This window comes from Geothrix edaphica (genome assembly GCF_030268045.1).
Classification (GTDB): domain Bacteria; phylum Acidobacteriota; class Holophagae; order Holophagales; family Holophagaceae; genus Geothrix; species Geothrix edaphica.
In genome coordinates, this window is the sequence record NZ_BSDC01000001.1 from 1,112,667 (window position 1) to 1,134,439 (window position 21,773).

Annotated in this window: 18 protein-coding genes and 1 tRNA gene; 16 read left to right on the top strand and 3 right to left on the bottom strand. The window is 68.1% G+C overall.

Annotated features, from left to right (window positions below):
• Positions 1–5: 5 nt before the first annotated feature.
• The 5 genes from QSJ30_RS05005 to QSJ30_RS05025 are packed head-to-tail and all read left to right on the top strand — an operon-like array spanning position 6 to position 7,594.
• Positions 6–1,007, top strand: coding sequence for a beta-ketoacyl-ACP synthase III (locus tag QSJ30_RS05005; protein WP_285607037.1), 1,002 nt, complete (start codon positions 6–8; stop codon positions 1,005–1,007).
• A 10-nt stretch (positions 1,008–1,017) separates the two neighbouring features.
• Positions 1,018–1,548: an RsmD family RNA methyltransferase gene (locus QSJ30_RS05010; protein ID WP_285607039.1), complete on the top strand. Its 531-nt coding sequence runs from the start codon at positions 1,018–1,020 to the stop codon at positions 1,546–1,548.
• A gap of 25 nt (positions 1,549–1,573) precedes the next feature.
• Positions 1,574–4,060 carry a methyl-accepting chemotaxis protein gene (locus QSJ30_RS05015; RefSeq protein WP_285607041.1) on the top strand — a complete coding sequence of 829 codons (2,487 nt, stop codon included), beginning with the start codon at positions 1,574–1,576 and terminating at the stop codon, positions 4,058–4,060.
• 46 nt (positions 4,061–4,106) lie between these two features.
• A complete protein-coding gene (locus QSJ30_RS05020; RefSeq protein WP_285607043.1) occupies positions 4,107–5,777 on the top strand; it encodes a sensor histidine kinase in 1,671 nt (556 codons plus the stop codon).
• On the top strand, positions 5,774–7,594 hold the full coding sequence (locus tag QSJ30_RS05025) for a response regulator (RefSeq protein ID WP_285607045.1): 1,821 nt from the start codon (positions 5,774–5,776) through the stop codon (positions 7,592–7,594). The genes QSJ30_RS05020 and QSJ30_RS05025 overlap by 4 nt, the downstream gene beginning before the upstream one ends.
• On the opposite strand, the gene QSJ30_RS05030 is transcribed toward QSJ30_RS05025, so the two are convergent.
• Positions 7,575–8,285, bottom strand: coding sequence for a CoA transferase subunit A (locus QSJ30_RS05030; RefSeq protein WP_285607047.1), 711 nt, complete (start codon positions 8,283–8,285; stop codon positions 7,575–7,577). The two genes, QSJ30_RS05025 and QSJ30_RS05030, sit on opposite strands and share 20 nt — an antisense overlap.
• A gap of 81 nt (positions 8,286–8,366) precedes the next feature.
• On the opposite strand from QSJ30_RS05030, the gene QSJ30_RS05035 reads away from it, so the two are divergent.
• From QSJ30_RS05035 to QSJ30_RS05075, 9 genes are all read left to right on the top strand, one after another.
• Entirely contained in the window at positions 8,367–9,440 is a 1,074-nt protein-coding gene (locus QSJ30_RS05035) for a TolB family protein (RefSeq protein WP_285607049.1), read from the top strand.
• Positions 9,437–9,988, top strand: a complete 552-nt coding sequence (locus QSJ30_RS05040; protein WP_285607051.1) for a D-glycero-alpha-D-manno-heptose-1,7-bisphosphate 7-phosphatase — start codon at positions 9,437–9,439, stop codon at positions 9,986–9,988. Before QSJ30_RS05035 ends, QSJ30_RS05040 begins: the two co-directional genes overlap by 4 nt.
• Positions 9,985–10,725 (top strand): DNA/RNA nuclease SfsA, encoded by a 741-nt coding sequence (sfsA, locus tag QSJ30_RS05045; RefSeq protein WP_285607053.1) that lies wholly within the window; start codon positions 9,985–9,987, stop codon positions 10,723–10,725. The genes QSJ30_RS05040 and sfsA overlap by 4 nt, the downstream gene beginning before the upstream one ends.
• Before the next feature lie 26 nt (positions 10,726–10,751).
• On the top strand, positions 10,752–11,867 hold the full coding sequence (gcvT, locus tag QSJ30_RS05050; protein WP_285607055.1) for a glycine cleavage system aminomethyltransferase GcvT: 1,116 nt from the start codon (positions 10,752–10,754) through the stop codon (positions 11,865–11,867).
• Positions 11,868–11,923: 56 nt separating this feature from the next.
• Entirely contained in the window at positions 11,924–12,310 is a 387-nt protein-coding gene (gcvH, locus tag QSJ30_RS05055; protein WP_285607057.1) for a glycine cleavage system protein GcvH, read from the top strand.
• 4 nt (positions 12,311–12,314) lie between these two features.
• Positions 12,315–14,276, top strand: a complete 1,962-nt coding sequence (locus QSJ30_RS05060) for a LysM peptidoglycan-binding domain-containing protein (protein ID WP_285607059.1) — start codon at positions 12,315–12,317, stop codon at positions 14,274–14,276.
• A gap of 50 nt (positions 14,277–14,326) precedes the next feature.
• Positions 14,327–14,402: transfer RNA gene (locus tag QSJ30_RS05065), tRNA-Ala, on the top strand.
• Between the two features lie 108 nt (positions 14,403–14,510).
• On the top strand, positions 14,511–16,493 hold the full coding sequence (locus tag QSJ30_RS05070) for an ABC-F family ATP-binding cassette domain-containing protein (RefSeq protein ID WP_285607061.1): 1,983 nt from the start codon (positions 14,511–14,513) through the stop codon (positions 16,491–16,493).
• A gap of 34 nt (positions 16,494–16,527) precedes the next feature.
• The gene (locus tag QSJ30_RS05075; RefSeq protein WP_285607063.1) at positions 16,528–17,343 is read left to right on the top strand and encodes an SDR family oxidoreductase; all 816 of its coding nucleotides are present in this window, start codon (positions 16,528–16,530) and stop codon (positions 17,341–17,343) included.
• On the opposite strand, the gene QSJ30_RS05080 is transcribed toward QSJ30_RS05075, so the two are convergent.
• Both QSJ30_RS05080 and QSJ30_RS05085 read right to left on the bottom strand, forming a co-directional pair.
• Positions 17,334–18,737: an aldehyde dehydrogenase family protein gene (locus QSJ30_RS05080; protein WP_285607066.1), complete on the bottom strand. Its 1,404-nt coding sequence runs from the start codon at positions 18,735–18,737 to the stop codon at positions 17,334–17,336. The genes QSJ30_RS05075 and QSJ30_RS05080 overlap by 10 nt on opposite strands.
• Positions 18,738–18,771: 34 nt before the next feature.
• Positions 18,772–20,142: a tryptophanase gene (locus tag QSJ30_RS05085; RefSeq protein ID WP_285607068.1), complete on the bottom strand. Its 1,371-nt coding sequence runs from the start codon at positions 20,140–20,142 to the stop codon at positions 18,772–18,774.
• A gap of 110 nt (positions 20,143–20,252) precedes the next feature.
• Here QSJ30_RS05085 and QSJ30_RS05090 point away from each other — a divergent pair, with 110 nt between their 5' ends.
• Complete coding sequence (locus QSJ30_RS05090) at positions 20,253–21,047, top strand: type III pantothenate kinase (protein ID WP_285607070.1); 795 nt, start codon at positions 20,253–20,255, stop codon at positions 21,045–21,047.
• Position 21,048: 1 nt separating this feature from the next.
• Positions 21,049–21,729, top strand: a complete 681-nt coding sequence (locus tag QSJ30_RS05095) for a biotin--[acetyl-CoA-carboxylase] ligase (RefSeq protein ID WP_285607072.1) — start codon at positions 21,049–21,051, stop codon at positions 21,727–21,729.
• Positions 21,730–21,773 lie beyond the last annotated feature (44 nt).

Genomic DNA, 21,773 nt, shown 5'->3' on the forward strand with positions numbered 1-21,773 from the left:
CCCCCTTGAATCGTCGCCTTAGCGCCCCCGTCGGAATCACTGCCACTGGGCAATGTTTTCCCCCCAAGGTGGTCACCAACGACGACCTTTCCAAGATCATGGAGACCAACGACGAGTGGATCCGGACCCGCACGGGCATCCGGGAGCGCCGATGGGTCGAGCCGGGCACCGGCGCCTCCCAGCTCGGGGCGCCCGCCCTGCAGATGGCCTTGGACAACCGGGGCATCAAGGCTTCAGAACTGGATTTGATCCTGGTGACCACCGTGACCCCCGACACCCTGTTCCCGGCCACGGCCTGCCGCATCCAGGACATGGTGGGTGCCAGCAATGCCTTCGGCTTCGATCTGAACGCCGCCTGCTCCGGCTTCCTCTACGCCCTGACGACCGCCGCCAGCCTCGTGGCCGCCGGTGGTGTCCGCCGGGTCGGCGTGGTGGGCGTGGACATCATGTCCACCATCATCAACCTCGAGGACCGGGCCACCTCCGTGCTGTTCGGCGATGGCGCCGGCGCGGCGATCGTGGAGCGGGTGGAGGACGGCCTCGGCATCCTCGACTTCGAGCACAAGGTGGACGGCTCCGGTGGCTGCTTCCTCTTTATGCCCGCCGGCGGCTCGCTGAAGCCCGCCACCGCGGAGACCGTGGCGGCCAAGGAGCACTACATCCACCAGGCCGGCAGCGAGGTGTTCAAGAACGCGGTGCGCGAGATGGCCGACAACAGCAAGCTGCTCATGGACCGCAACGGCTTCCGCGGCGATGAGCTCAAGCTCTTCGTGCCCCACCAGGCCAACATCCGCATCATGGATGCCGCCGCCAAGCGACTGGAGCTGGATCCCGCCCGCATGATGGTGAACATCGACCGCTACGCCAACACCACCACCGCCACCATCCCCACGGCGCTGCACCAGGCGGTGGAGGCGAAGCGCGTGGAGAAGGGCGACCTGGTGGTGCTGTCCGCGTTCGGAGCCGGCTTCACCTGGGGTTCGACGCTCCTCCGCTGGGCCTACTGACCCTCCGGCGATGCGGATCATCGCCGGGACCCTGAAGGGACGCCGGCTCACGGCGCCTCCCCCGGGGGATCTGCGGGTGCGGCCGACCTCGGACCGGGCCCGGGAGGCCCTGTTCTCCATCCTCCAGCGCTGGCCGTCCGGTCCCTTCCTCGACCTCTGTGCGGGGACCGGGGCGGTCGGGCTCGAAGCCCACTCCCGGGGCTATGGGCCGGTCACCTGCGTGGAGGCCTCCGAGCCCGGTTGGTCCTGCCTGATCCGGAATGCCAACGGCACGGGGATCAATACGATGCGTACGGATCTCCAGCGCCTTCCGGGGGACACGTTCGGCCCTCAGGCTGTGGTGTTCCTCGATCCGCCCTATGATCAGGCCGGAGCCCTTTGGGCCCGCCTGGCACCGCGGTTGCGGTCCTGGACTGCCACCGGGGGGGTTCTGGTGTTCGAGACGGACCGGCATACCCGGCTGGAATTACAGGACGGCTGGACTCTGGCCGAAACACGCGAATATGGTGCAGCCCGATTCCATCTCTGGACCCCGGCCTGAGCTCAGGGCTGAGGCGCCCGCCCCGGTGGACCCGGACATCCTGGCGTTGGTGCTCACTCGCCTCAGGACGGGCACGGTTCTCGTGTGGCTCTCCGCCTTCCTGGTGGGCTTCCTGTTGTTCCTTTTCGCGGCGCCGCCGGATTTCCACCTCTCCCTGCGGGGGATGGCCGTCGCGCTGGGCCTGCTGGGGCTGGCGGCCGGGGCCTCCACGCTCCAGATCCAGCGCCTGGGCCGGGCCCTGGCCGGCGGGCCCCTCGGGCCGGACCTCTACCGGTCCCTGACCCGCTTCCCGCAGACCTCCTCCCTGCTGTTCTTCTACCTGGGGGCCTGCCTGAGCGCGGGAACCTACGTCTGGGTGAAGCTCTACCTGGGCCAGAGCACCCTGGTGAGCTCGGTCACGGTGGCCGTATTCCTGGTGCTGGCCTCCCTGGCGGCCATCAGCCAGTACTTCCTGACCAAGCAGAACCTGATGAAGGTGTACCGGTTCCTGGCCGCCCAGCCGGGGTTCATCGAATCGCAGACCCGGTTCTCCACCAGCCTGCGGGCCAAGTTCGGCTTCGGCATCCTGGCCATGACCGGCGGCGTGCTGATGCTCTCCATCCTGGTGTCGGGGCTCACCCTCCAGTCCTCCATCCGGACCAAAGTCACGAGCTATGCCCGGAATGAACTCGCCAACCTGGCGGACTCCGTGGCCTTCGTGCAGGAGATGAACACCACCCAGGAGGACCTCGACGCCTTCATGGGAACCCTGAAGCTGGGCGCGGGCGGCGGCATCTCGCTCCAGCTGCCCGTGAGCAAGGGCGGGGGGCTCCTGGGTTCCCGCCTCCAGGCCCGGGGGGCCGGCGACATCGTCGTGATGCAGGCGCTTCCGGATGGCTCCCAGCTGCGGGCGGTGATCCCCGAGGCGGAGTATGCCGACGCCATCTGGAAGGCGCTGCGGCCCAGCCTCGCCATCCTGTTCCTGGCCGGGGGCTTCCTGATCTACTTCATCCAGCTGATCCTGCGCGACGTGCAGCAGCCCCTGCTGCTGCTGAGCCGGAATGCCAAGCGGGTCGGGGAAGGGCGCATCGATACCCTCGAGGCGGTCTACAGCGATGACGAGGTGGCCTCCCTGGCGCAGGGCTTCGGCCTCATGGTGGGGAGCCTGCGTGGAATGGTAGTCCAGATCCGCGCCGCCAGCCGGGACCTGGCCAAGGCCTCCAGCGCCATCCGGGAATCCGCCGACGGCGTCCGCCAGTCCAGTCACGGCCAGCGTGAGCTCATCGAGTCCTTCCACGAGGAGATCAACGAGCTGACGGACACCTCGATCAGCATCAGCGCGAGTTCCATGGAGCTGAGCCTGGCCTCCGAGAACACCAACACGACAATTGTGCAGATGGCCGCCAGCGTGCAGCAGATCAACCAGAGCATGGATGAGCTGCTGATGGTGGTGGAGGGCATCACCTCCGCGATCCGGGACTTCGACGTGGCCATCAAGAACGTGGGCAAGAACGTGGACCACCTGGCCGACCACGCCGAGCACACCCGGGAGTTCGCGGAGAACCTGGAGCAGAGCACCTCTGCCATCGACGACAACGTGAAGATCGCCCAACGCTACGCCAAGAACGTGATCCACACCGTCGCCAGGGGCATGGAGCTGGTGGCCCGGAATCGGGACAAGATCCAGGTGATCGACCGGGTCGTGCAGGATTTCCACGCCACCACCCGCACCCTCCTCCAGCTGGGCACCGACATCGCCAAGATCCTGGACTACATCGGCGATCACGCCCAGCAGACGAACCTGCTGGCCCTGAATGCCGCCATCATCGCCTCGCAGAGCGGGACGGCCGGCGACGGGCAGGCCAGGGGCTTCTCGGTGGTGGCCGACGAGATCAAGCAGCTCGCCGAGCAGACCGGGCGCTCCACCCAGGAGATCCAGCAGATCATCGGGATGCTCCAGGCCGAGATCCGGAAGGCCTATCAGCAGGTGGAACTGGGCATCGACGCGGTGCGGGACGGGGCCGAATCCATGGGGCAGAGCGAAGAGGCTCTCCAGGCGATCCTCGAATCGGTGGGGGGGATGGACCGGGTGGTGGAGAGCATCCTCAGCGAGACCCTCCAGCAGGGCGGCCAGGCCAGCCTCATCCACGAGGCCAACCGCAACATCCACCACCAGGTGGAGACCATCCGCTCGGTCATCGCAGAGCAGCAGCAGACCAGCAACCACATCCTGTCGCTGGCCATGAACGTCCAGCAGGCCACCAGCGTGGTCCGCGACTCCACCCGGGAACAGAGCGCGGGCAGCGACGAGATCGCGCGGGCCACCGAGCAGGTCCGGGCCCTGGCCAGCAGCCTCCACGAGATCCTGGCCCGGCAGGAGAGCCACGTGCTGTCCCTGAAGGAGACCATGAACCGGGTGCTGGGCAAGGCCGTGGAGAGCGAGCATGCCATCGGAGCCTCCAGCGGGGCCGTGGAGCAGCTGGGCGTCCAGGTCCACATGCTCAACCGGGAAGTGAACCTCTTCAAGCTGTGACCCGGCTACCTGCTAGGCTGGAAGCCGCTTCCCAGGGCCCCCCTGCATGTATCGCCTGTCCATCAAGACCAAGCTGAGCGCTGTCATCAGCATCCTGGTCCTCTCGTTCATCGCCTTCAACCTGCTGTATTACCCGCGGTGGGTGGAACAGCAGATCCGCACCCAGGCTGAACTGAGCGCACGCCAGGTTGCCGAGACGGCCAGCTATGCCCTGGGTCCGGCGGTGAGCACGGGCAACACCCGGGACATCGCCAAGGTGCTCCAGGGGGTCCAGAACATCCCCTCCTTCCGTTTCAGCGCTGTCTATGGCGCCAACGGGGAGGCCCTGGACAGCACCCCCACCACCCCGGAGTGGGCCACCGGGCAGGTTCTGCGGGACGGCATCTCGCACACCTACACCCGCCGGGAAAGCAGCATGCTGGTGGCGGTGGCCCCGGTCTTCTACGAGGAGCCCAGGGCCGATCAGGTGGGCACCCTGGTCATCGGTTTCACCACGGAGGGCACGCAGCGGGCCGTCCGCGAGAACATCCGCGCCAGCCTGGCCGTGGGCCTGGTGACCCTCGTGCTGGGCATCGGCGTGGCGGTCTTCCTCTCCAACCGATACCTCCGGCCGGTCATCCAGCTCACGGAGGCCGCCCAGAAGGTGGCCCAGGGCCACCTGGAGACCGTCTCCGTGAAGGTCTACACCCGGGACGAGATCCAGGACCTGGGGCATTCCTTCGAGGTGATGACCGACAAGCTGCGGGTATCCCGGGACGAGATCGAGCGGCAGAACCGCCTGCTGGAGTACCGGGTCCAGGAGCGCACCCGCCAGCTCATGGAGACCATCTGGGAGCTCGAGGAGATCCGGGCCAACCTCGAGCAGCTCGTCCAGGAGCGCACCCGCGGCCTCGAGCAGAGTCGGGTGGAGCTCAGGGCCTGGGCCAGCACCCTGGAGGAAAAGGTCCAGGAGAAGACCCAGGAGCTGCGGGAACTGAACGACAGCCTGCTCACCAGCTACCAGAAGCTGAAGGAGGTGGACCGCCTGAAGGACGAGTTCCTGGCCAACGTGAGCCACGAGCTGCGGACCCCCCTGAATTCCATCATCGGCTTCTCGGGCATGCTCATGCAGGATCCCGACGGGCGCTTGGGGGAGGAGGCGAAGGAGGATCTCCAGATCATCTACCAGAACGGGCGGTCGCTCCTGGGGCTCATCGACTCGATCCTTGACCTCTCGAAGATCGAGGCGGGCAAGATGGACCTGGAGCTCGAGGAGGTCGATCCCGTGGCGCTGCTGGATGAAGTGAAGGCCATGGCCACGGGGCTCGTCCAGGACCGGGCCATCCAGCTCGAATACCAGCGGCCCGACGCTCCGGTCCGGGTCATGGGCGATCCCGACCGGCTCCGGCAGGTCTTCACGAACCTCGTGGGCAACGCCATCAAGTTCACGGAGGGGGGTTCCGTGCGCATCTCCGCCGAAACCATCGAGGGCCGCTTCGTGGTCCGCATCGAGGATACAGGCATCGGCATGACCGAGGAGGACCTGGGCCGCCTGTTCAAGCCGTTCCAGCAGGTGGACGGAAGCATCTCCCGACGCTTCGGCGGCACCGGACTGGGCCTCGCCATCAGCCAGCGGTTCATGGGGCTCATGAACGGGCGCATCCGCGCCACCAGCAAAAAGGGCGAAGGCAGCGTCTTCCTGGTGGACATGCCCCTCGCCCCCGGGAGTGCGGCATGAGCGGCGGAGCCCAGAAGATCCTCTGCATCGAGGACAACGCCATGAACTGGCGGCTGGTCCAGCGCCTCCTGTCGCAGGCCGGGTTCGAGATGCACTGGGCCGAGGATGGCCTCAAGGGCTACGAGCTGGCGGTGCAGTTGAAGCCCGCCCTCATCCTGCTGGACATCAACCTCCCGGGCCTCTCCGGATTCGAGGTGGCCACCAAGCTCCGCCAGAACCCGGCCATGGACGGCGTCCTGATCGTGGCGCTCACTGCCAAGACCATGCGCAGCGACCGGGAGACGGCCCTGGTGACGGGCTGCGACGGCTTCATCTCCAAGCCCATCGATCCCTTCCTGTTCGTGGGCCAGGTGGAATCCTACCTGGGGGGCCACCGGGACCGGCTCGAGCAGGGGCGGGAGGGGGCGGCCCTGCGCCAGTTCACGCACCAGGTGGTCGAACACCTTGAGGCCCAGCTCCGGGAGGCCCAGGAGGGCAACCGGAAGCTCCTGGAGGTCCAGGCCGCGCTTGAGCAACGCAGCCACCATCTCTCAAGGCTGCTGGCCCTCAGCAAGGACACCATCCCGGTCCGGGACTCGGAGGAGATCCTGTCGCGGGTGCTCGGCCAGCTGCGGGAGGAACTGGGGCTCGGCCACCTGAGGGCCTATCGCCTCCACTCGAGCGGGGCCTATTTCCAGGGGCGCGCCTGGGAGGCCGAGGGCTTCGTGGAGACTCCGGTCCTGCCCCGAGAGCAGCCCTTGGCCACTGGCGTGGATTCCCTCCCGAGGGGTGTGGTCCTGATGAACACGGATCTCCGCCAGACCGCGGTCTGGGAGCAGGGGATCGACCTGGGTCTATGGGACCCGAGGGCCCAGGCGCTGCTGCTGCCCCTGCGCAGCCGCTCCGGCGAGGACAGCCTGTGGGGCTTCCTCGCCGCGGATCGCGCCGGGCAGGCCTTCCAGCCCTTCGAGATGGAGCTGGCGGCCCTGTACGCCGGGATCCTGCAGGTGAGCCTGGAGAACGCCGAACTCATCGCCCACCTGGACGAGACCAGCCGCGCCCTCGGCACCAGCTATGAGGGGCTCGAGTCCACCTATGTGGCCCTCAAGGACGCCCAGCGCGCCCTGGGCGCCCAGGATCGGAAGACCGCCCTGGGCGGCCTCTTCCTGCAGATGGCCCAGCGCCTCCAGCTGCCGGTCCGGACCCTGAAGGACGAGAGCCACACCCTGTCCGTCTACATGGAGCGGACCGATGTGGGGCCGTCCGAAGAACGGGAGGTCTGCCACCAGTCCATGGAGTCCATCCGGCAGGCCATCGCCCAAGTGGACGATCTGGTGCGCGCCCTGCTCCGGCGGGCGGGCCAGGTCGAGGCGAGCGCCCCGGAATGGATCCACCTGCATGACCTGCTGCGCCAGGAACTGGAGATCCTCCAGGCCGATGGGACCCTGGTCCCCGAACTTCCGGTGGAGGTCAACCTGCAGGCCCCGCGGGACCTGATCTTCGGCGTCTCGACGGATTTCTCCGAGTTGCTGGGGCACCTCGTCTCCCATGCGCTGGGAGGTGCTTCGAGCAGGATCCAGCTGCGGTCCTGGGGCGGGAAGCGGCATTTCCGGCTGGAGCTGGAGGACGATGGCGGTCCCATCTCCCCGGAGCTCATCGAGCGGGCCTTCGAGCCCTTCTCGGGGTTGCGGCCTGAGGATCCGGACCCGGATCCAGGCCGGCGACCGGGCACGGGGCTGCCGTCCTGCGCCCAGCTCATGACCGCCTATGGAGGCGCCGTCGAGCTCCTGCCCACCGCCCAGGGGTCCATCCTCCGGCTCAACCTTCCGATGGACTGATCCGGGTCACCACCTTCTCGATGCGCTTCTCATAGGCCGTTCCCAGCACCAACCGATGGACGAAGATGCCCGGTGTGTGGATGGCGTCGGGATCGAGTTCCCCGACCTCGACGATCTCCTCGACCTCCGCGATGCAGACCTTTCCGCAGGTGGCGGCCATGGGGTTGAAGTTCCGGGCGGTCTTGCGGAACACGAGGTTGCCGAGGCGATCGGCCTTCCAGGCCTTCACCAGGGCGAAATCCGCGAAGATGCCCGCCTCCAGCACGCATTCCCGGCCGTTGAACCTGCGGATCTCCTTGCCTTCAGCCACCTTCGTGCCTGCCCCGGTGGGCGTGAAGAAGGCCGGGATACCCGCGCCGCCGGCCCGCATGCGCTCGGCCAGCGTGCCCTGTGGCACCAGCTCGACCTCCAGCTCGCCGCTGAGGAACTGCCGGGCGAACTCGGCGTTTTCCCCCACGTAGCTGCTGACCATCTTGTGGATCTGGTGGTTCCTGAGGAGGATGCCCAGCCCGAAGTCATCCACCCCGGCATTGTTGGAGTAGCAGGTCAGGCCCTTCGCCCCGGTTTGGGCCAGAGCCGCGATGAGGTGCTCCGGGATGCCGCAGAGGCCGAAGCCCCCCACGGCCAGGTGGGCCCCGTCGGGGATGTCCTTCACGGCTTCCAGGGCGGTGCTGATGCGCTTGTCGATCATATGGGAACCTCGGAGCGGCCCAACAGTGTGCCATCTCTGGCATCCTGCTCCAGTCCCTGTTTGGACTGGAAGAAGGCGACCATGAAACGACTGATGCTTGCCTGCCTCTGTCCGCTGGCCCTGTGGGCCCAGCCGGCCCCTCCCGCGCCGGAGGCCCGGCCCGTGCCCGGGGATGAGCTGAGGGACAGCCGGGAGGTCCACCTCCGGCACGTGAAGAAGCTCACGGGGACCGGCTCCAATGCCGAGGCCTATTGGTCGGACGACGGGCAGCGGATCGTCTTCCAGAGCACCCGGGACGGCTACCCCTGCGACCAGCTCTACACCATGAATGCGGATGGCACGGACCAGAAGCGCGTGAGCACGGGGAAGGGCCGGGTCACCTGCGGCTGGTTCCTGCCGGGGGGGCGGGGGATCCTCTACGCCAGCACCCACGGCGCCGCGCCGGACTGCCCGCCGGCCCCTCCCTTCACGCCCGGCAAGTACCAGTGGCCGGTCTTCCAGGGCTTCGACCTCTACATCGTCCCCGCCTCCGGCGGCGAGCCCCGGCCCTTCCTGCCCTCGCCAGGCTACGACGCGGAGGCCACGATCGCACCCAACGGCAAGTGGCTGGTGTTCACCAGCGAGCGGGGCGGTGACGTGGACCTCTGGCGGGCGGATCTCGACGGGCGGAACCTGCTGCGCCTGACGGACGGGGTGGGCTATGACGGAGGCGGCGTGTTCAGCCCCGATTCGAAGCTCATCGCCTGGCGCACGAACTACCCCAAGGGCGAGGCCGCCACGGCGAAGTACCGGGAGCTGCTGAGGCAGCACCTGGTCGAGCCCATGGAGATGGACATCTGGGTGATGAACGCGGACGGCACAGGGAAACGCCAGGTCACGAAGCTGCCGGGCGCGGCCTTCGCCCCCATCTTCACCCCGGACGGCAAGGGCCTTGTCTTCGCCACGAACCATCACGACAACCAGGGCAGGGGGCGGAGCTTCGATCTGTTCCGGGTCAACCTAGACGGCACCGGGCTCGAGCGAATCACCTGGACCGGCCTCTTCAACTCCTTCCCCCATTTCAGCCCCGACGGGAGGAAGCTGCTCTGGGTGAGCGGCCGGAACCCGCGGGGTCCCCGCCAGTTCGATGTGTGTGTGGCGGAGTGGATTCAATGAGGCCCGCGGTCTTCCTCGATCGCGACGGAACCCTCAACGAAGAGGTGGACTACCTCAGCGACCCGGAGCGCCTGGTGATGATCCCCGGGGCCGCGGCCGCCGTGGCCCGCCTCAACGCCCGGGGCATCCCCGTGGTGGTGGTCTCCAACCAGAGCGGCATCGGCCGGGGCAAGTATGGGTGGCAGGATTTCGCCGCTGTCATGAGCCGCATGGGGACGCTGTTGGCCCTGGAGAACGCCCACATCGACGCGGTCTATGCCTCGCCCCATCACGAGAAGGGGCAGGGTGACTACTGCGTGGCAGACCACCCCGACCGCAAGCCGAATCCCGGCATGCTGATCAGGGCTGCGGCGGAGCACGAGCTCGATCTGGCGAAGTCCTGGATGGTGGGGGACAAGGCCATCGATCTGGACGCCGGCCGGCGCGCAGGGTGCCGGGTGGCCCTGGTCCGCACGGGCTACGGGGCCGAGGTGGATGGCTCCACCGCCGATCTGGTGGCCGCGGACCTACCCGAGGCCGTGGACGGCATCCTGGCCCAGTGGCCATGATCCTGGTCGAGAAGGCCGGCCTGGTCCCGGGCACCCTGATCCAGCGATACAAGCGGTTCCTGGCGGACGTGCGGCTGGCCGATGGCTCGGTGGTCACCGCCCACACCACCAACACCGGTTCCATGAAGACCTGCTGGGAGCCCGGCGACCGTGTGCTGCTGGAGCCTGCGGCCAACCCGGACCGCAAGCTGAAGTTCACCTGGCTGGCCGTGGAGCGGCCCGGCGGCTGGGTGGGCGTGGAGACGGGCATGCCGAACCGCGTGGTGGCCGAAGCGGCCCGGCGGGATGCGCTGCCGGGGCTGCCCGGTCTGCGCGCCGTGCGGACCGAAGTGAGATACGGGGCCGAGAACAGCCGCATCGACGTGCTGGCGTTGGACGCCAAAGGCCGCCAGGTGTTCATCGAGGTGAAGAACACCACACTGAAGGACGGCCCCTGGGGCCTGTTCCCGGATGCGGTCACCGAGCGCGGGACCAAGCACCTGCGGGAGCTCCAGGCCATGGTGCGCGAGGGCCACCGGGCGGCCATCGTCCTGTTCGTGCACCGGACCGACGTGGATCGCTTCGACGCGGCCCGGGAGATCGATCCGGCCTATGCGGCCGAGCTGGACCGTGCCGCGGAGACCGGCGTGGCTGTCCTGCCCCTGGCTGTGCGGCTTGTCACAAGCAGGGAACCAAGCGGTCTGTGGAGCCTGGGCTGGGAATTGCCGGGCCTTCTGCCTTGGGTTCCCCGGCGATAGACTGGGGCTTCGCACTGGAGATTCCCATGTCCACTTCCGCCACCGAGCTGATGAAGACCCCGCTGAACGCCGCCCATCGGGCCCTGAACGCCAAGATGGTGGATTTCGGCGGATGGGACATGCCGGTGCAGTACCCGGCCGGGATCCTCGCGGAGCATGAGGCGGTGCGCACCAAGGCCGGCCTCTTCGACGTGAGCCACATGGGCGAGATCCGCGTGAAGGGCCCTGGCGCCCTGGCCCTGGTGGAACACCTGACCCCAAACGCCGTCTCCAAGCTGGCCATCGGCCAGGTCCACTACACGGCCTTCCTCTATGAGAACGGCACCTTCGTGGACGACTTGCTGGTCTACCGCGAAGGGGAGGAGGAGTTCCTGCTCGTGGTGAACGCGGGCAACTCCGACAAGGACTTCGCCTGGGTGCAGCAGAACGCCAAGGGCTACGACTGCACGGTGGTGAACGAGAGTCCCGCCACCGGCCAGATCGCCCTGCAGGGGCCGCTCTCGGTGGGCATCCTCCAGCCTCTGACGAAGACCCCGCTGGAGCCCATCGGCTACTACTTCTTCACCCATGGCGAGGTGGCCGGGATCAAGTGCCTCATCAGCCGCACGGGCTACACCGGCGAGGACGGCTTCGAGCTCTACTGCGCCGCCGGCGACACCGAGAAGCTCTGGAATGCGGTGCTGGCGGCCGGGATGCCCGCCGGGCTCATTCCCGCGGGCCTGGGCTGCCGGAACACCCTGCGCCTGGAGTGCAAGATGGCCCTCTACGGCCACGAGATCGACGACACCATCCATGCGCTGGAGGCGGGTCTCGGCTGGATCGTGAAGCTGGACAAGGGCGACTTCATCGGCCGCGGAGCCTTGCTGGCCGCGAAGGCCGCCCCCGCCCCGCGGAAGCTTGTGGGCTTCAAGACCCTGGAGAAGCGCGACATCGCCCGCGACCACATGCCCGTGGTGCAGGACGGCCGGCAGATCGGCTTCGTCACCAGTGCAGCCCCCTCGCCCACCTGCGGCATCAACCTGGGCCTGGCGTACGTCCCCACCGAACTGGCCAAGGTCGGCGGGCGTATCCAGATCGAGATCCGCGGCCGGGCCGTGGACGCGGAAATCATCCCCACGCCGTTCTACAAGCGGCAGAAATAGCTCTCGGCTCTCGGCTATCAGCTCTCAGTCAATAAACGACCCAACCTGGAGGATCCATGTTCCCTGCCGACCTGAAGTACACCAAGGACCACGAATGGCTGAAGCCCGCGGGCGATGGCACGGCGCTGGTGGGGATCACCCACTACGCGCAGGATGCCCTGGGCGACGTGGTGTTCGTGGACCTGCCCGAGGCCGGCGCGGCCTTTGATCAGGGCGAGGAGTTCGGCACCGTGGAATCGGTGAAGACCGTCTCTGAGCTGAACATGCCTTCGGCCGGCGAAGTCCTCGAGGTGAATGCGGCCCTGGCGGATCATCCGGAAGCCGTGAACGAGGATCCCTACGGCAAGGGCTGGATGGTCAAGATCAAGCTGACTGGCGCTCTGGCCGGCGATCTTCTGGACGCCGCCGCCTATGAGGCCCTGGTGAGCGCGGAAAGCCACTAGGCTCATGCCGCTGCCGCTTCTGACAGCCCTGCTCTGGGGGACGGCTCCGGTCCTGGGACCACCGCCGTCCCCCCAGCCCCAGGCCGTGATCGTCCCCGCCCGTGCGGCTGAATCGGACGCGGCCCGTATCGCCCGCCTGCGCGCCCTTGTGGAGGCCGCGGAGCAGGCGCTGGAGGCGGATGAGGAAGAGGTGGCCGAGGCCCGGGCGGACGAGGCGGACGTCCTCACGGCCGACTGGTCGCCGGAGCTGCTCCGGAGCCGGGTGGCGCAGGATCTGCTCCAGCGGCTGAAGGACGTCCAGGAGCAGCTCTCCGCGGAAGTGCCGGCGGCTCCCGGTGAAGCCGAGCCGGGCCTCAAGGCCGCCGAGGAGGTGCTCTCGCTCAGCGGCGAGGAGCTGCGGAGCGAGCTGGAGAAGGTCCGGGCGGCCGAGTACGGAGCCACCTACGATTTCCCCATCGACCTGAACGACAAGGTGCTCACCTGGGTGAGCCTCTTCACGACCACCAAGCGCGGCTTCATGGAGAATGCCCTGGGCCGGGCCTCGGTGTACATGCCCATGATCCGCCAGGTCTTCGCCGAGGAGGGCGTGCCTTCGGATCTGGCCTACCTGGCGGTCATCGAGTCGGGCTTCCGCAACGAGGCCAAGAGCCGCGCCAAGGCCGTGGGCATGTGGCAGTTCATCCGCTCCACCGGCCGCATCTACGGGCTCACCGGCAATGCCTGGGTGGAGGAGCGGCGCGACCCCGTCAAGTCGGCCCGGGCAGCGGCCCGCTATCTGAAGCGCCTCTACGAGATCTCCGGCGACTGGTACCTGGCGGCTTCCGGCTACAACGCCGGCCCCCTCACGCTGGAGCGCGCCATCCAGAACCTCGGCACCCGGAACTTCTGGGATCTGGCCCGGTCCCGCTGGCTGCGCACCGAGACCAAGAACTACGTGCCCGAGCTCTGCGCGGCGATCCTCGTGGGGCGGAACCCCGAGCGCTACGGTCTGAAGATCGTGCCGCTGGCGCCCTACGTCTACGAGACGGTGACCGTGCCTGCGATGACCAGCCTCGCCGTCCTGGCCCGCTGCGCCGGCACGGACACAGCTTCGCTGAAGACCCTGAATCCCGAGCTGCTGAGGGGCTCCACGCCTCCGGGCAGCTACACCCTGCGCGTGCCTCCGGGCAAGGCCCTGGAGTGCATGCGCCAGCTCGCCCGGATGCCCGCCGGCAAGCGGCTGGACTTCCAGCACTACACCGTGCGCCGGGGAGACACCCTCGCCAAGGTCGCGAAGCGGTTCAAGGTGGCGCCGGATGACCTGCTGGACGCCAACGACATCACGGCGCGGCAGTTCAAGCCCGGGAAGCGTCTGCTGGTGCCGCCCGCGCCCAGCCTGGCTCTGGATGCCCGCGACCTCGCTCCCAGGATCGAGCGTGTGAAGCTGCTCGGAGACCGGCCCCTGGAGCCCCTGCCGGTCGTTCCCGTAGACCCGGGGCCGGGTGGGACAGCATCGCCCGCGGCCGCGGGGACAGAGGCTGTTGTCGCCTCCAACCCTGCGATTCCGCCTGCCGTTCCACCTGGGGCCACCGGGCCGGCTTCCCCGGCCAGCGTGACCCCGCCTGCCACGGCGGCTGCCAGGCCCGAGCCCGCGGTGGAGGGAGCCACCTACCGCGCCAGGCCCGGCGATACCCTCGCGAAGATCGCCCGCGCCCGCCAGGTCCCCCTGGGCCTGCTGATGCGGCTCAATCCAGACGCCGTGAAGGAGCTGCATCCCGGGGATCTGGTCCGGCTGCCCGGCTCCGCGTCCTCCAGCTCCTCCCCGCGGACAGCGGGCGCGCCGCGGATCCATGTGGTCCAGCGGGGGGAGACTCTGGCCGCCATCGGCCGGAAGTACGACCTGGATCCCAAGGACCTCAAGACCTGGAACCGGCTGAAGGGCGACCGGGTCCAGGTCGGCCAGCGGCTCCGTCTGGTGCCCCGGTGATCTGTGCTTGCGGAAGGCGCAAAGGAGTGTGATACTGGGTCTTCCCCATTGGGGCCATAGCTCAGCTGGGAGAGCGCTTGCATGGCATGCAAGAGGTCGTCGGTTCGATCCCGATTGGCTCCACCAAAACCGAAGGCCACCGGAAGGTGGCCTTCGCGCTGTCAGCCGTCAGCTATCAGCTGTCAGTCGCACCTCACCGATAGCTGACAGCCGATAGCCGAGAGCTGAAACCCCATGCTCGCTTCCCTCAACCATGTCGATCTCCGCTTCGGCCCCCAGGAGGTGCTGAAGGACGTGACCTGGGCCATCCAGGAGGGCGAGTGCTGGGGCGTCATCGGCCGCAACGGCGCGGGGAAGAGCACCGTCTTCAAGCTGCTGCTCGGCCAGCTGGAAGCCGACAGCGGCACGGTGGTGAAGCCCACGAAGGAGCGCGGCATCCGCATGGGCCACTACGCCCAGGACCTGGTGCCGGAGACGCAGGGCAGCGTGCTGGAGGAGGCCCTGGCGGCCTTCGGCGACGTGGAGCGCCTGCAGCATGAGATGCGCGAGCTGGAGCACCGCATGGGCGAGGCCGGCGCAGATCTCGACGAGGTGATGGAGCGCTACCAGAAGGTCACGGAGACCTTCGAGCACCTCGACGGGTTCACCATCCGGGCCCGTGCCGAGAGCATCCTCCAGGCCCTCGGGTTCAGCGCCGCCGATTTCGAGCGCCCCGTGGAGACGCTCTCCGGCGGCCAGAAGAGCCGCGTGATGTTGGCCAAGGCCATTCTCCAGGGGCAGGATCTGCTGCTGCTGGACGAGCCCACCAATCACCTGGATCTGCCCAGCCTGCGTTGGCTGGAGGCCTTCATCCAGGACACGGATGCCACGGTGGCCGTCATCAGCCACGACCGCTACTTCCTGGACAAGATCGCCACCGAGATCCTGGAGCTGGAGCTGGGCCGCTCGCGGGCCTACGACGGCAACTACTCCGAGTTCATGGAGAAGAAGGAACAGGAGCTGGAGCTGCTGGAGCGCCACTACGAGCAACAGCAGGCCTACATCAAGAACCAGGAAGAGTACATCCGTCGCAACATCGCGGGCCAGAACACCAAGCAGGCCCGTGGCCGCCGCACCCACCTCGCCAAGCTCGACCGCATCCAGAAGCCGCTGAAGGACCGCCGGAAAGTGAAGTTCAGCTTTCCCGAGACGCAGCGCGGCGGGGACGTGGCCCTGGTGCTGGAGAACGCCAGTGTGGGCTGGGGCGGGACACCCCTCTACGCGCCCCTGGAGCAGCTCCAGATCAAGCGCGGGCAGAAGATGGGCATCGTGGGCCTCAACGGCACCGGGAAGTCCACCCTGCTGAAGGCCATCTCCGAGGAGATCCCCTTCATCACCGGGCGGGCCCGGCTGGGCAGCCAGGTGAAGCTGGGCTACTTCGACCAGCACCACAGGAACCTGGATCCGCGGAATACCGTGTTCCAGCAGATCCACGCCGTGAATCCGCAGGCCCTCAAGCAGGACGTGCTGGGCTTCCTGGCCAAGTTCCAGTTCCGCGGCGACGAGGTGGACAAGCCCGTCACGGCGCTCTCCGGCGGCGAGCGGGCCCGCCTGAGCATCGCCACCCTCATCCGCCATGGCGTGAACCTGCTGCTGCTGGACGAGCCCACCAACCACATGGACATCCCCAGCATGGAGGCCATGGAGGACACCATCCTGAGCTTCACGGGCGCGGCCATCGTGGTGACCCATGACCGCTACCTGCTGGGCCGCGTGGCGGACTCCCTGCTGCGCATCCACGAGGGCAGGGCCGAGTTCCGCGAAGGCGGCTACGAGGACCATCAGGCCTGGGTGGACCTGGACCTGAGCGCCGAGACGGAATCGGGCAGCCCTGAACCCGAGCCCTCCAGGAAAGTGGCTTCGCCGCAGGCGAAGCCCAGCCCGGCGGCGAAGCCGCAGGGCCTTGATGGCACACCGTCCAAGCCACGCCCTATAGACAAGGACAAGCAGCGGGCCGTGAAGCGCTTCGAGAAGCATGTGGCCGAAGCCGAGGCCAAGGTGGCGGCGCTGGAGGCGAAGCTGGCGGACCTGCAGAGGGAGATGGCCGCCATGGATCCCGCCGACTGGCAGGCCTTCAGCGCGAAGCTCGATGCCCAGAAGACCCTTGAGGCGGACCTGGCCTACGCCATGAGCGACTGGGAAGCCGCCCAGACCGCGCTGGAGGAAGCCCAGCGCTGAGGGTGATAGCATCCAGGGAACCCCCGAGGTCCCCATGACGGCTTTCCGCGGCGCCCACGTCCTCATCACCGGTGCGGCCAGCGGCCTGGGCCGCCTCATGGCCCTGGAGGCGGTCCGGCGCGGCGCCCGCGTGAGCCTGCTGGACCGGGACGCCAAGGGCCTGGCCGAGGTCTGTGAGGCCCTCCGCGCAGAGAAGGGCGATGCCGAGGGCTTCGTCGTGGATCTCTCGGACCGGGCGGCCCTCCAGGCCACCTGCCACGAGGTGCAGGGCACCCGGGGCGGCGTGGACATCCTGATCAACAATGCCGGCATCGTCTCGGGGAAGACGCTGCTGGAATGCAGCGACGAGGCCATCGAGCGCACCTTCCAGGTGAACGTCCTGGCGGGCTTCTGGACGGTGCGGGCCTTCCTGCCGGGCATGCTGGCCGCAGGGAAGGGGCACATCGTCACCGTGGCCTCCGCAGCAGGCCTTGCGGGCACCTCGCGCCTGGTGGACTACTCCGCCTCGAAGTTCGCGGCCTTGGGCTTCGACGAATCCCTGCGCATGGAGCTGAAGCGCCTGGGCAGTCCCGTGCGCACCACCGTGGTCTGCCCCTTCTTCATCGACACCGGCATGTTCGAGGGGGTGAAGACCCGCTTCGCCTGGCTGCTGCCCATCCTCAAGCCGGACTACGTGGTCCGCCGCATCCTGAAGGCCATCGAAGGGAACCGCTCAAGGCTCGTCATGCCCCGCTTCGTGCTGACCGTACCCGTGGTGCGCGTGCTGCCGCCCATCCTCTTCGATGCTGTGCTGGGCTTCTTCGGCGTGAACCGGAGCATGGACGAGTTCGTGGGACGGGCTCAGAAGTAGCGCAGCGTCAGGTCGATCATCCGCCGCACGAAGCCGGTGTAGGGCGGGTACATGAGCTGGATGGCGGAGAACCGGGTCCGCTGGCGCAGGATGCCGCGGGCGTTGGAGAAAGCCTCGAAGCCGTGCCGGCCGTGGGCCTTGCCGAAGCCGGAGGTATTCACGCCGCCCGTGGGCAGGCCCGTGTGGGCGAAGTGAAGGACCGTGTCGTTGATGCAGCTGCCGCCGGCGGTGGTCCGGGCGATGAGGTCCCCGGCGACCCGGCGGCTGCCGCTGAAGACGTAGAGGGCGAGGGGTTTGGGACGGGCGTTCACGAAGGCCACGGCCTCGGCCATGTCCCTCACCTTCAGGACCGGCAGAAGGGGGCCGAAGATCTCCTCCTGCATGACCGGCGAGGCGGGGTCCAGGTCCGTGAGCACGGTCGGGCTGATATAGCGGGAGGCCGCATCGACGTCCCCGCCGAAGGCGAGCTGTCCGCCGGATCCGCGCAGGAGCGCCTGGATCCTGGTGAAGTGCCGGTCATTGATGATCCGGGCCAGGTCTGGGCTCGTCCGCCGGGCTTCCGGAGTCGTGCCGTAGAAAGCCTCGAAGGCCTGCTTCAGTTCCGCCACCAGCGCCTCGTGGACCCGCTCGTGGACCAGCACGTAGTCGGGGGCCACGCAGGTCTGGCCGCCGTTGAGGCCCTTGCCCCAGGCGATCTTGCGGGCGGCTTCGCGCAGGTTGGCGTCCGCGTCCACGAGCACGGGCGACTTGCCGCCCAGCTCCAGCGTCACCGAAGCCAGATGCTCGGCCGCGGCCTTCATGACCGCCCTGCCCACGGCGGGGCTGCCCGTGAAGAAGACATGATCGAAGGGCAGGGCCAGCAGGGCCTGGGCCGTGTCGGCCTCCCCTTCCACCAGGGCCACCTCCTCCTCCGGGAAGAGCCCCGCCAGCAGCTTCCGGAGGAATGTGTTGGTGTGCGGCGTGAACTCCGAGGGCTTGAGGATGGCGCAGTCGCCGGCGGCGATGGCCGAGACCAGGGGGCCGAGGGTCAAGTAGATGGGGTAGTTCCAGGGGCTGATGATGAGCGCCACGCCCTTGGGCTCGTGGCGGATGGTGCCCGCGCTGCCGAAGAGGCCGATGGGGGTGGGGACCCGCCGCGGCTTCATCCAGCGGCGCAGGTGCCGCAGGGCCTCTTTGATTTCTGAGATGACCGGGTAGAGCTCCGTGAGGTCAACCTCCTCCGGGGACTTCCGGAAGTCCGCGGCCAGGGCTGCCTGGGCCTCGCCCCGGTGGGTCATGAGGGCCTCCAGGAGGGCCCGGAGCTTGGCCCGGCGCTGGTCGGGGGACGTTGCCGCCACCCGCCAGCGGGCCGCCTGCTGGCGGGCGAAGAGGGCTTCCAGCGGGGTGGCGGTCATGGGCGGTCCTGGGGAGGTTCCGCCCATCATAGCCCTACGCCCAGGCCATCTCGGCGGTGAAATGCCGCAGGTACTTGCTCTGTTTGACGATCTTCACGCCGCGGATCTCCCGGGCCTTGGCTTTCACCTCGGCGATGACCTCGGCGGCGAAGTCGAAGTGGCTCTGGGTGTACATGCGGCGGGGGAAGGCCAGGCGCACCAGCTCCATGCTGTGGTAGGTCTCCGAGCCGTCATCCAGGTGCTTGCCGAACATGACGGAGCCGATCTCCACGCCGCGGATGCCGCCTTCCAGGTAGAGGGCGTTGCAGAGCGCCCAGGCCGGGTACTGCGAGACGGGCATGTCGGGCAGGACGGTCTTGGCGTCGATGTAGACCGCGTGGCCGCCGGTGGGTTTCACGAAGCCCACGCCCGCGGCCTCCAGCTTCTCGCCCAGGTACTCGGCGGTGCGCAGGCGATAGCGCAGGTAGTCCTCCTGCATGCCCTCCTCCAGGCCCACGGCGAGGGCCTCCAGGTCGCGCCCGGCCAGGCCGCCGTAGGTGGGGAAGCCCTCGGTGAGGATCAGCATGTTGCGGACGGGATCCAGCCACTCATCGCTGCGCAGCATGATGAAGCCGCCGATGTTCACCATGCCGTCCTTCTTCGCGCTCATGGTGCAGCCGTCGGCGTAGCTGAACATCTCCTGGCAGATGGCCTTGATGGGCGTGTTTTCGTAGCCGGGCTCGCGGAGCTTGATGAACATGGCGTTCTCGGCGAAGCGGCAGACGTCCATGATGAGCGGCTTGCCGTACTTCTTCAGGAGTGCGGCGTAGGCCCGGAGGTTGGCCATGGAGACGGGCTGGCCGCCGCCGGTGTTGTTGGTCACCGTGATCATGCCGAAGGGGATCCGGTGGCCTTCCTTCTTGAGCACTTCCTCCACGCGGACCAGGTCGATGTTGCCCTTGAAGGGGTGGATGAGGCTGGGCTGGAGCCCTTCGGGGATAACAAGGTCCACGGCCTCGACGCCGTTGTATTCCAGGTTGGCGCGGGTGGTGTCGAAGTGGCAGTTGTTGGGGACCAGGTCGCCCTGCTTGCACACGGCGGTGAAGAGCACCTTCTCGGCGGCGCGGCCCTGGTGGGTGGGGACGAAGTGGGCCATGCCGGTGATGTCCTTGAGCACGGCCTCCAGGCGGAAGAAGCTGCGGGCGCCGGCGTAGCTCTCGTCGCCCACCATGATGGCGCCCCACTGGGCCGAGCTCATGGCGCCCGTGCCGGAATCCGTCAGCCAGTCCAGCAGCACGTCCTCGGCCCGCAGCTTGAAGACGTTCAGCTTGGCGGTCTGCAGCATCTCCAGGCGCTCCTGGGGGCTGGTCATGCGGATGGGTTCCACGGACTTGATGCGGAAGGGCTCGATCATGGTGCGGGGCATGGGGGGACTCCAGGCGAAAAACCCAGGGTATCGGAGGCTGCCGGAATGGGTATCACAAGGGGGTGGCGGGCCGGGCCCCGTCAGGCGATCCTGGAACGCTCGGAGTGCGCATGAGTCTTCTGTTGGCCGTCGATGTGGGCAACACCAACGTGGTGCTGGGGATCTACGATCTGTCAAAGGGTCCGGACTCGCCCCTCGTCTGTTCCTGGCGCCTGGCCACCAGCCGCGAGCGCACCGTGGACGAGTACGGCGTCTCGGCCCTGGCCCTCATGCGCCACCAGGGCATCGAGGCCGGCCAGATCAAGCACGTCGCCATCTCCTGCGTGGTGCCGCCCCTCCATCCCATCCTCATGAGCCTGGCTTCGATCTACTTCGGCGTGGAGGCCTTCTACGTCGAGCCCGGCGTCAAGACCGGCGTGAAGGTCCTCATCGACAACCCGGCGGAGCTGGGCGCCGACCGGCTGGTGAACGCCGTAGCGGGCATCGAGGCCTACGGGGCCCCCCTCATCGTGGTGGACTTCGGCACGGCCACCACCTTCGATGTGGTGAACGCGAAGCGCGAGTATCTGGGAGGCCTCATCTGCCCCGGCCTGAAGATCAGCGCCGATGCCCTCTTCCAGCGGGCCAGCCGCCTGCCCCGGGTGGAGGTGGCCGAGCCCGAGCGCCTGGTGGGCCGCAACACCGTCCAGGCCATGCAGTCCGGCATCTTCTACGGCTACGTGGGCATGGTGGACGGCATCCTGGAGCGTCTGCTGGCGGACATCCCGGAGGCCAAGGTGGTGTCCACGGGCGGCCTGGCGAGGGTGATCGGCCCCCACACCCGGCACATCCGGCTGGAGGCGCCGGACCTCACCCTGGACGGTCTGCGCATCCTCTGGCTCCGGAACCAGGGCGGGCGGAAATAGGGTGGACCTGCCGCTGATCCGGCTGGCCGAGGTGGACTCCACCCAGGCCTTCCTGCGCCGGAATCCCCAGCTTGGCTTCTGCGCCGTGCTGGCGGACCGCCAGACCGAGGGACGGGGGCGCCAGGGCAACCGCTGGGAAAGCGCCTCCGGGGCAGGGCTCTGGATGTCGGTGGCGCTGCCTTCGCCCTCGGGAGTGGCCCCGGGCCTGGTGCTCCAGCGCGCCATGATCGCCGCCGCCCGGGTGCTGGACCCTGAAGGGCGGGCGCTGGGGCTGAAGTGGCCCAATGACCTCGTGGCCTGGCGTGATGGCCGCCTGGTGAAGCTGGGGGGCATCCTGGGCGAGCAGGTCGGGGGCCGGCTCATCCTGGGCTTGGGCGTGAACCTCACCTGGGCGCCGGCGATCCCGGATCGGGCCATCCTTCCGGCAAGCCTCGTGGATCTTGAGCTGTCCTCCGGGCCAACGCCGGATCTCGCCTTCTGTATCATTCGTTATTGGACGAATTTGGCGCAGGATCTTCAACCTCTCTTCCGATGGCCGGAAGCGGGTTCTCCCATCCATTGGGAGGGGGGGCAGGGCACCTGTCTGGGCTGGGAGCCCGATGGGCGTCTGAAGGTGGCCTCGGCGGAGGGCATCCGGCGGCTCAGCGCGGGAGATGTCTCGGGGCTCGGGCGCGAGCTCTGATCTCCCCTGGGGTTTTTGAGCCTCATCCGAGTTTCAAACGCCGT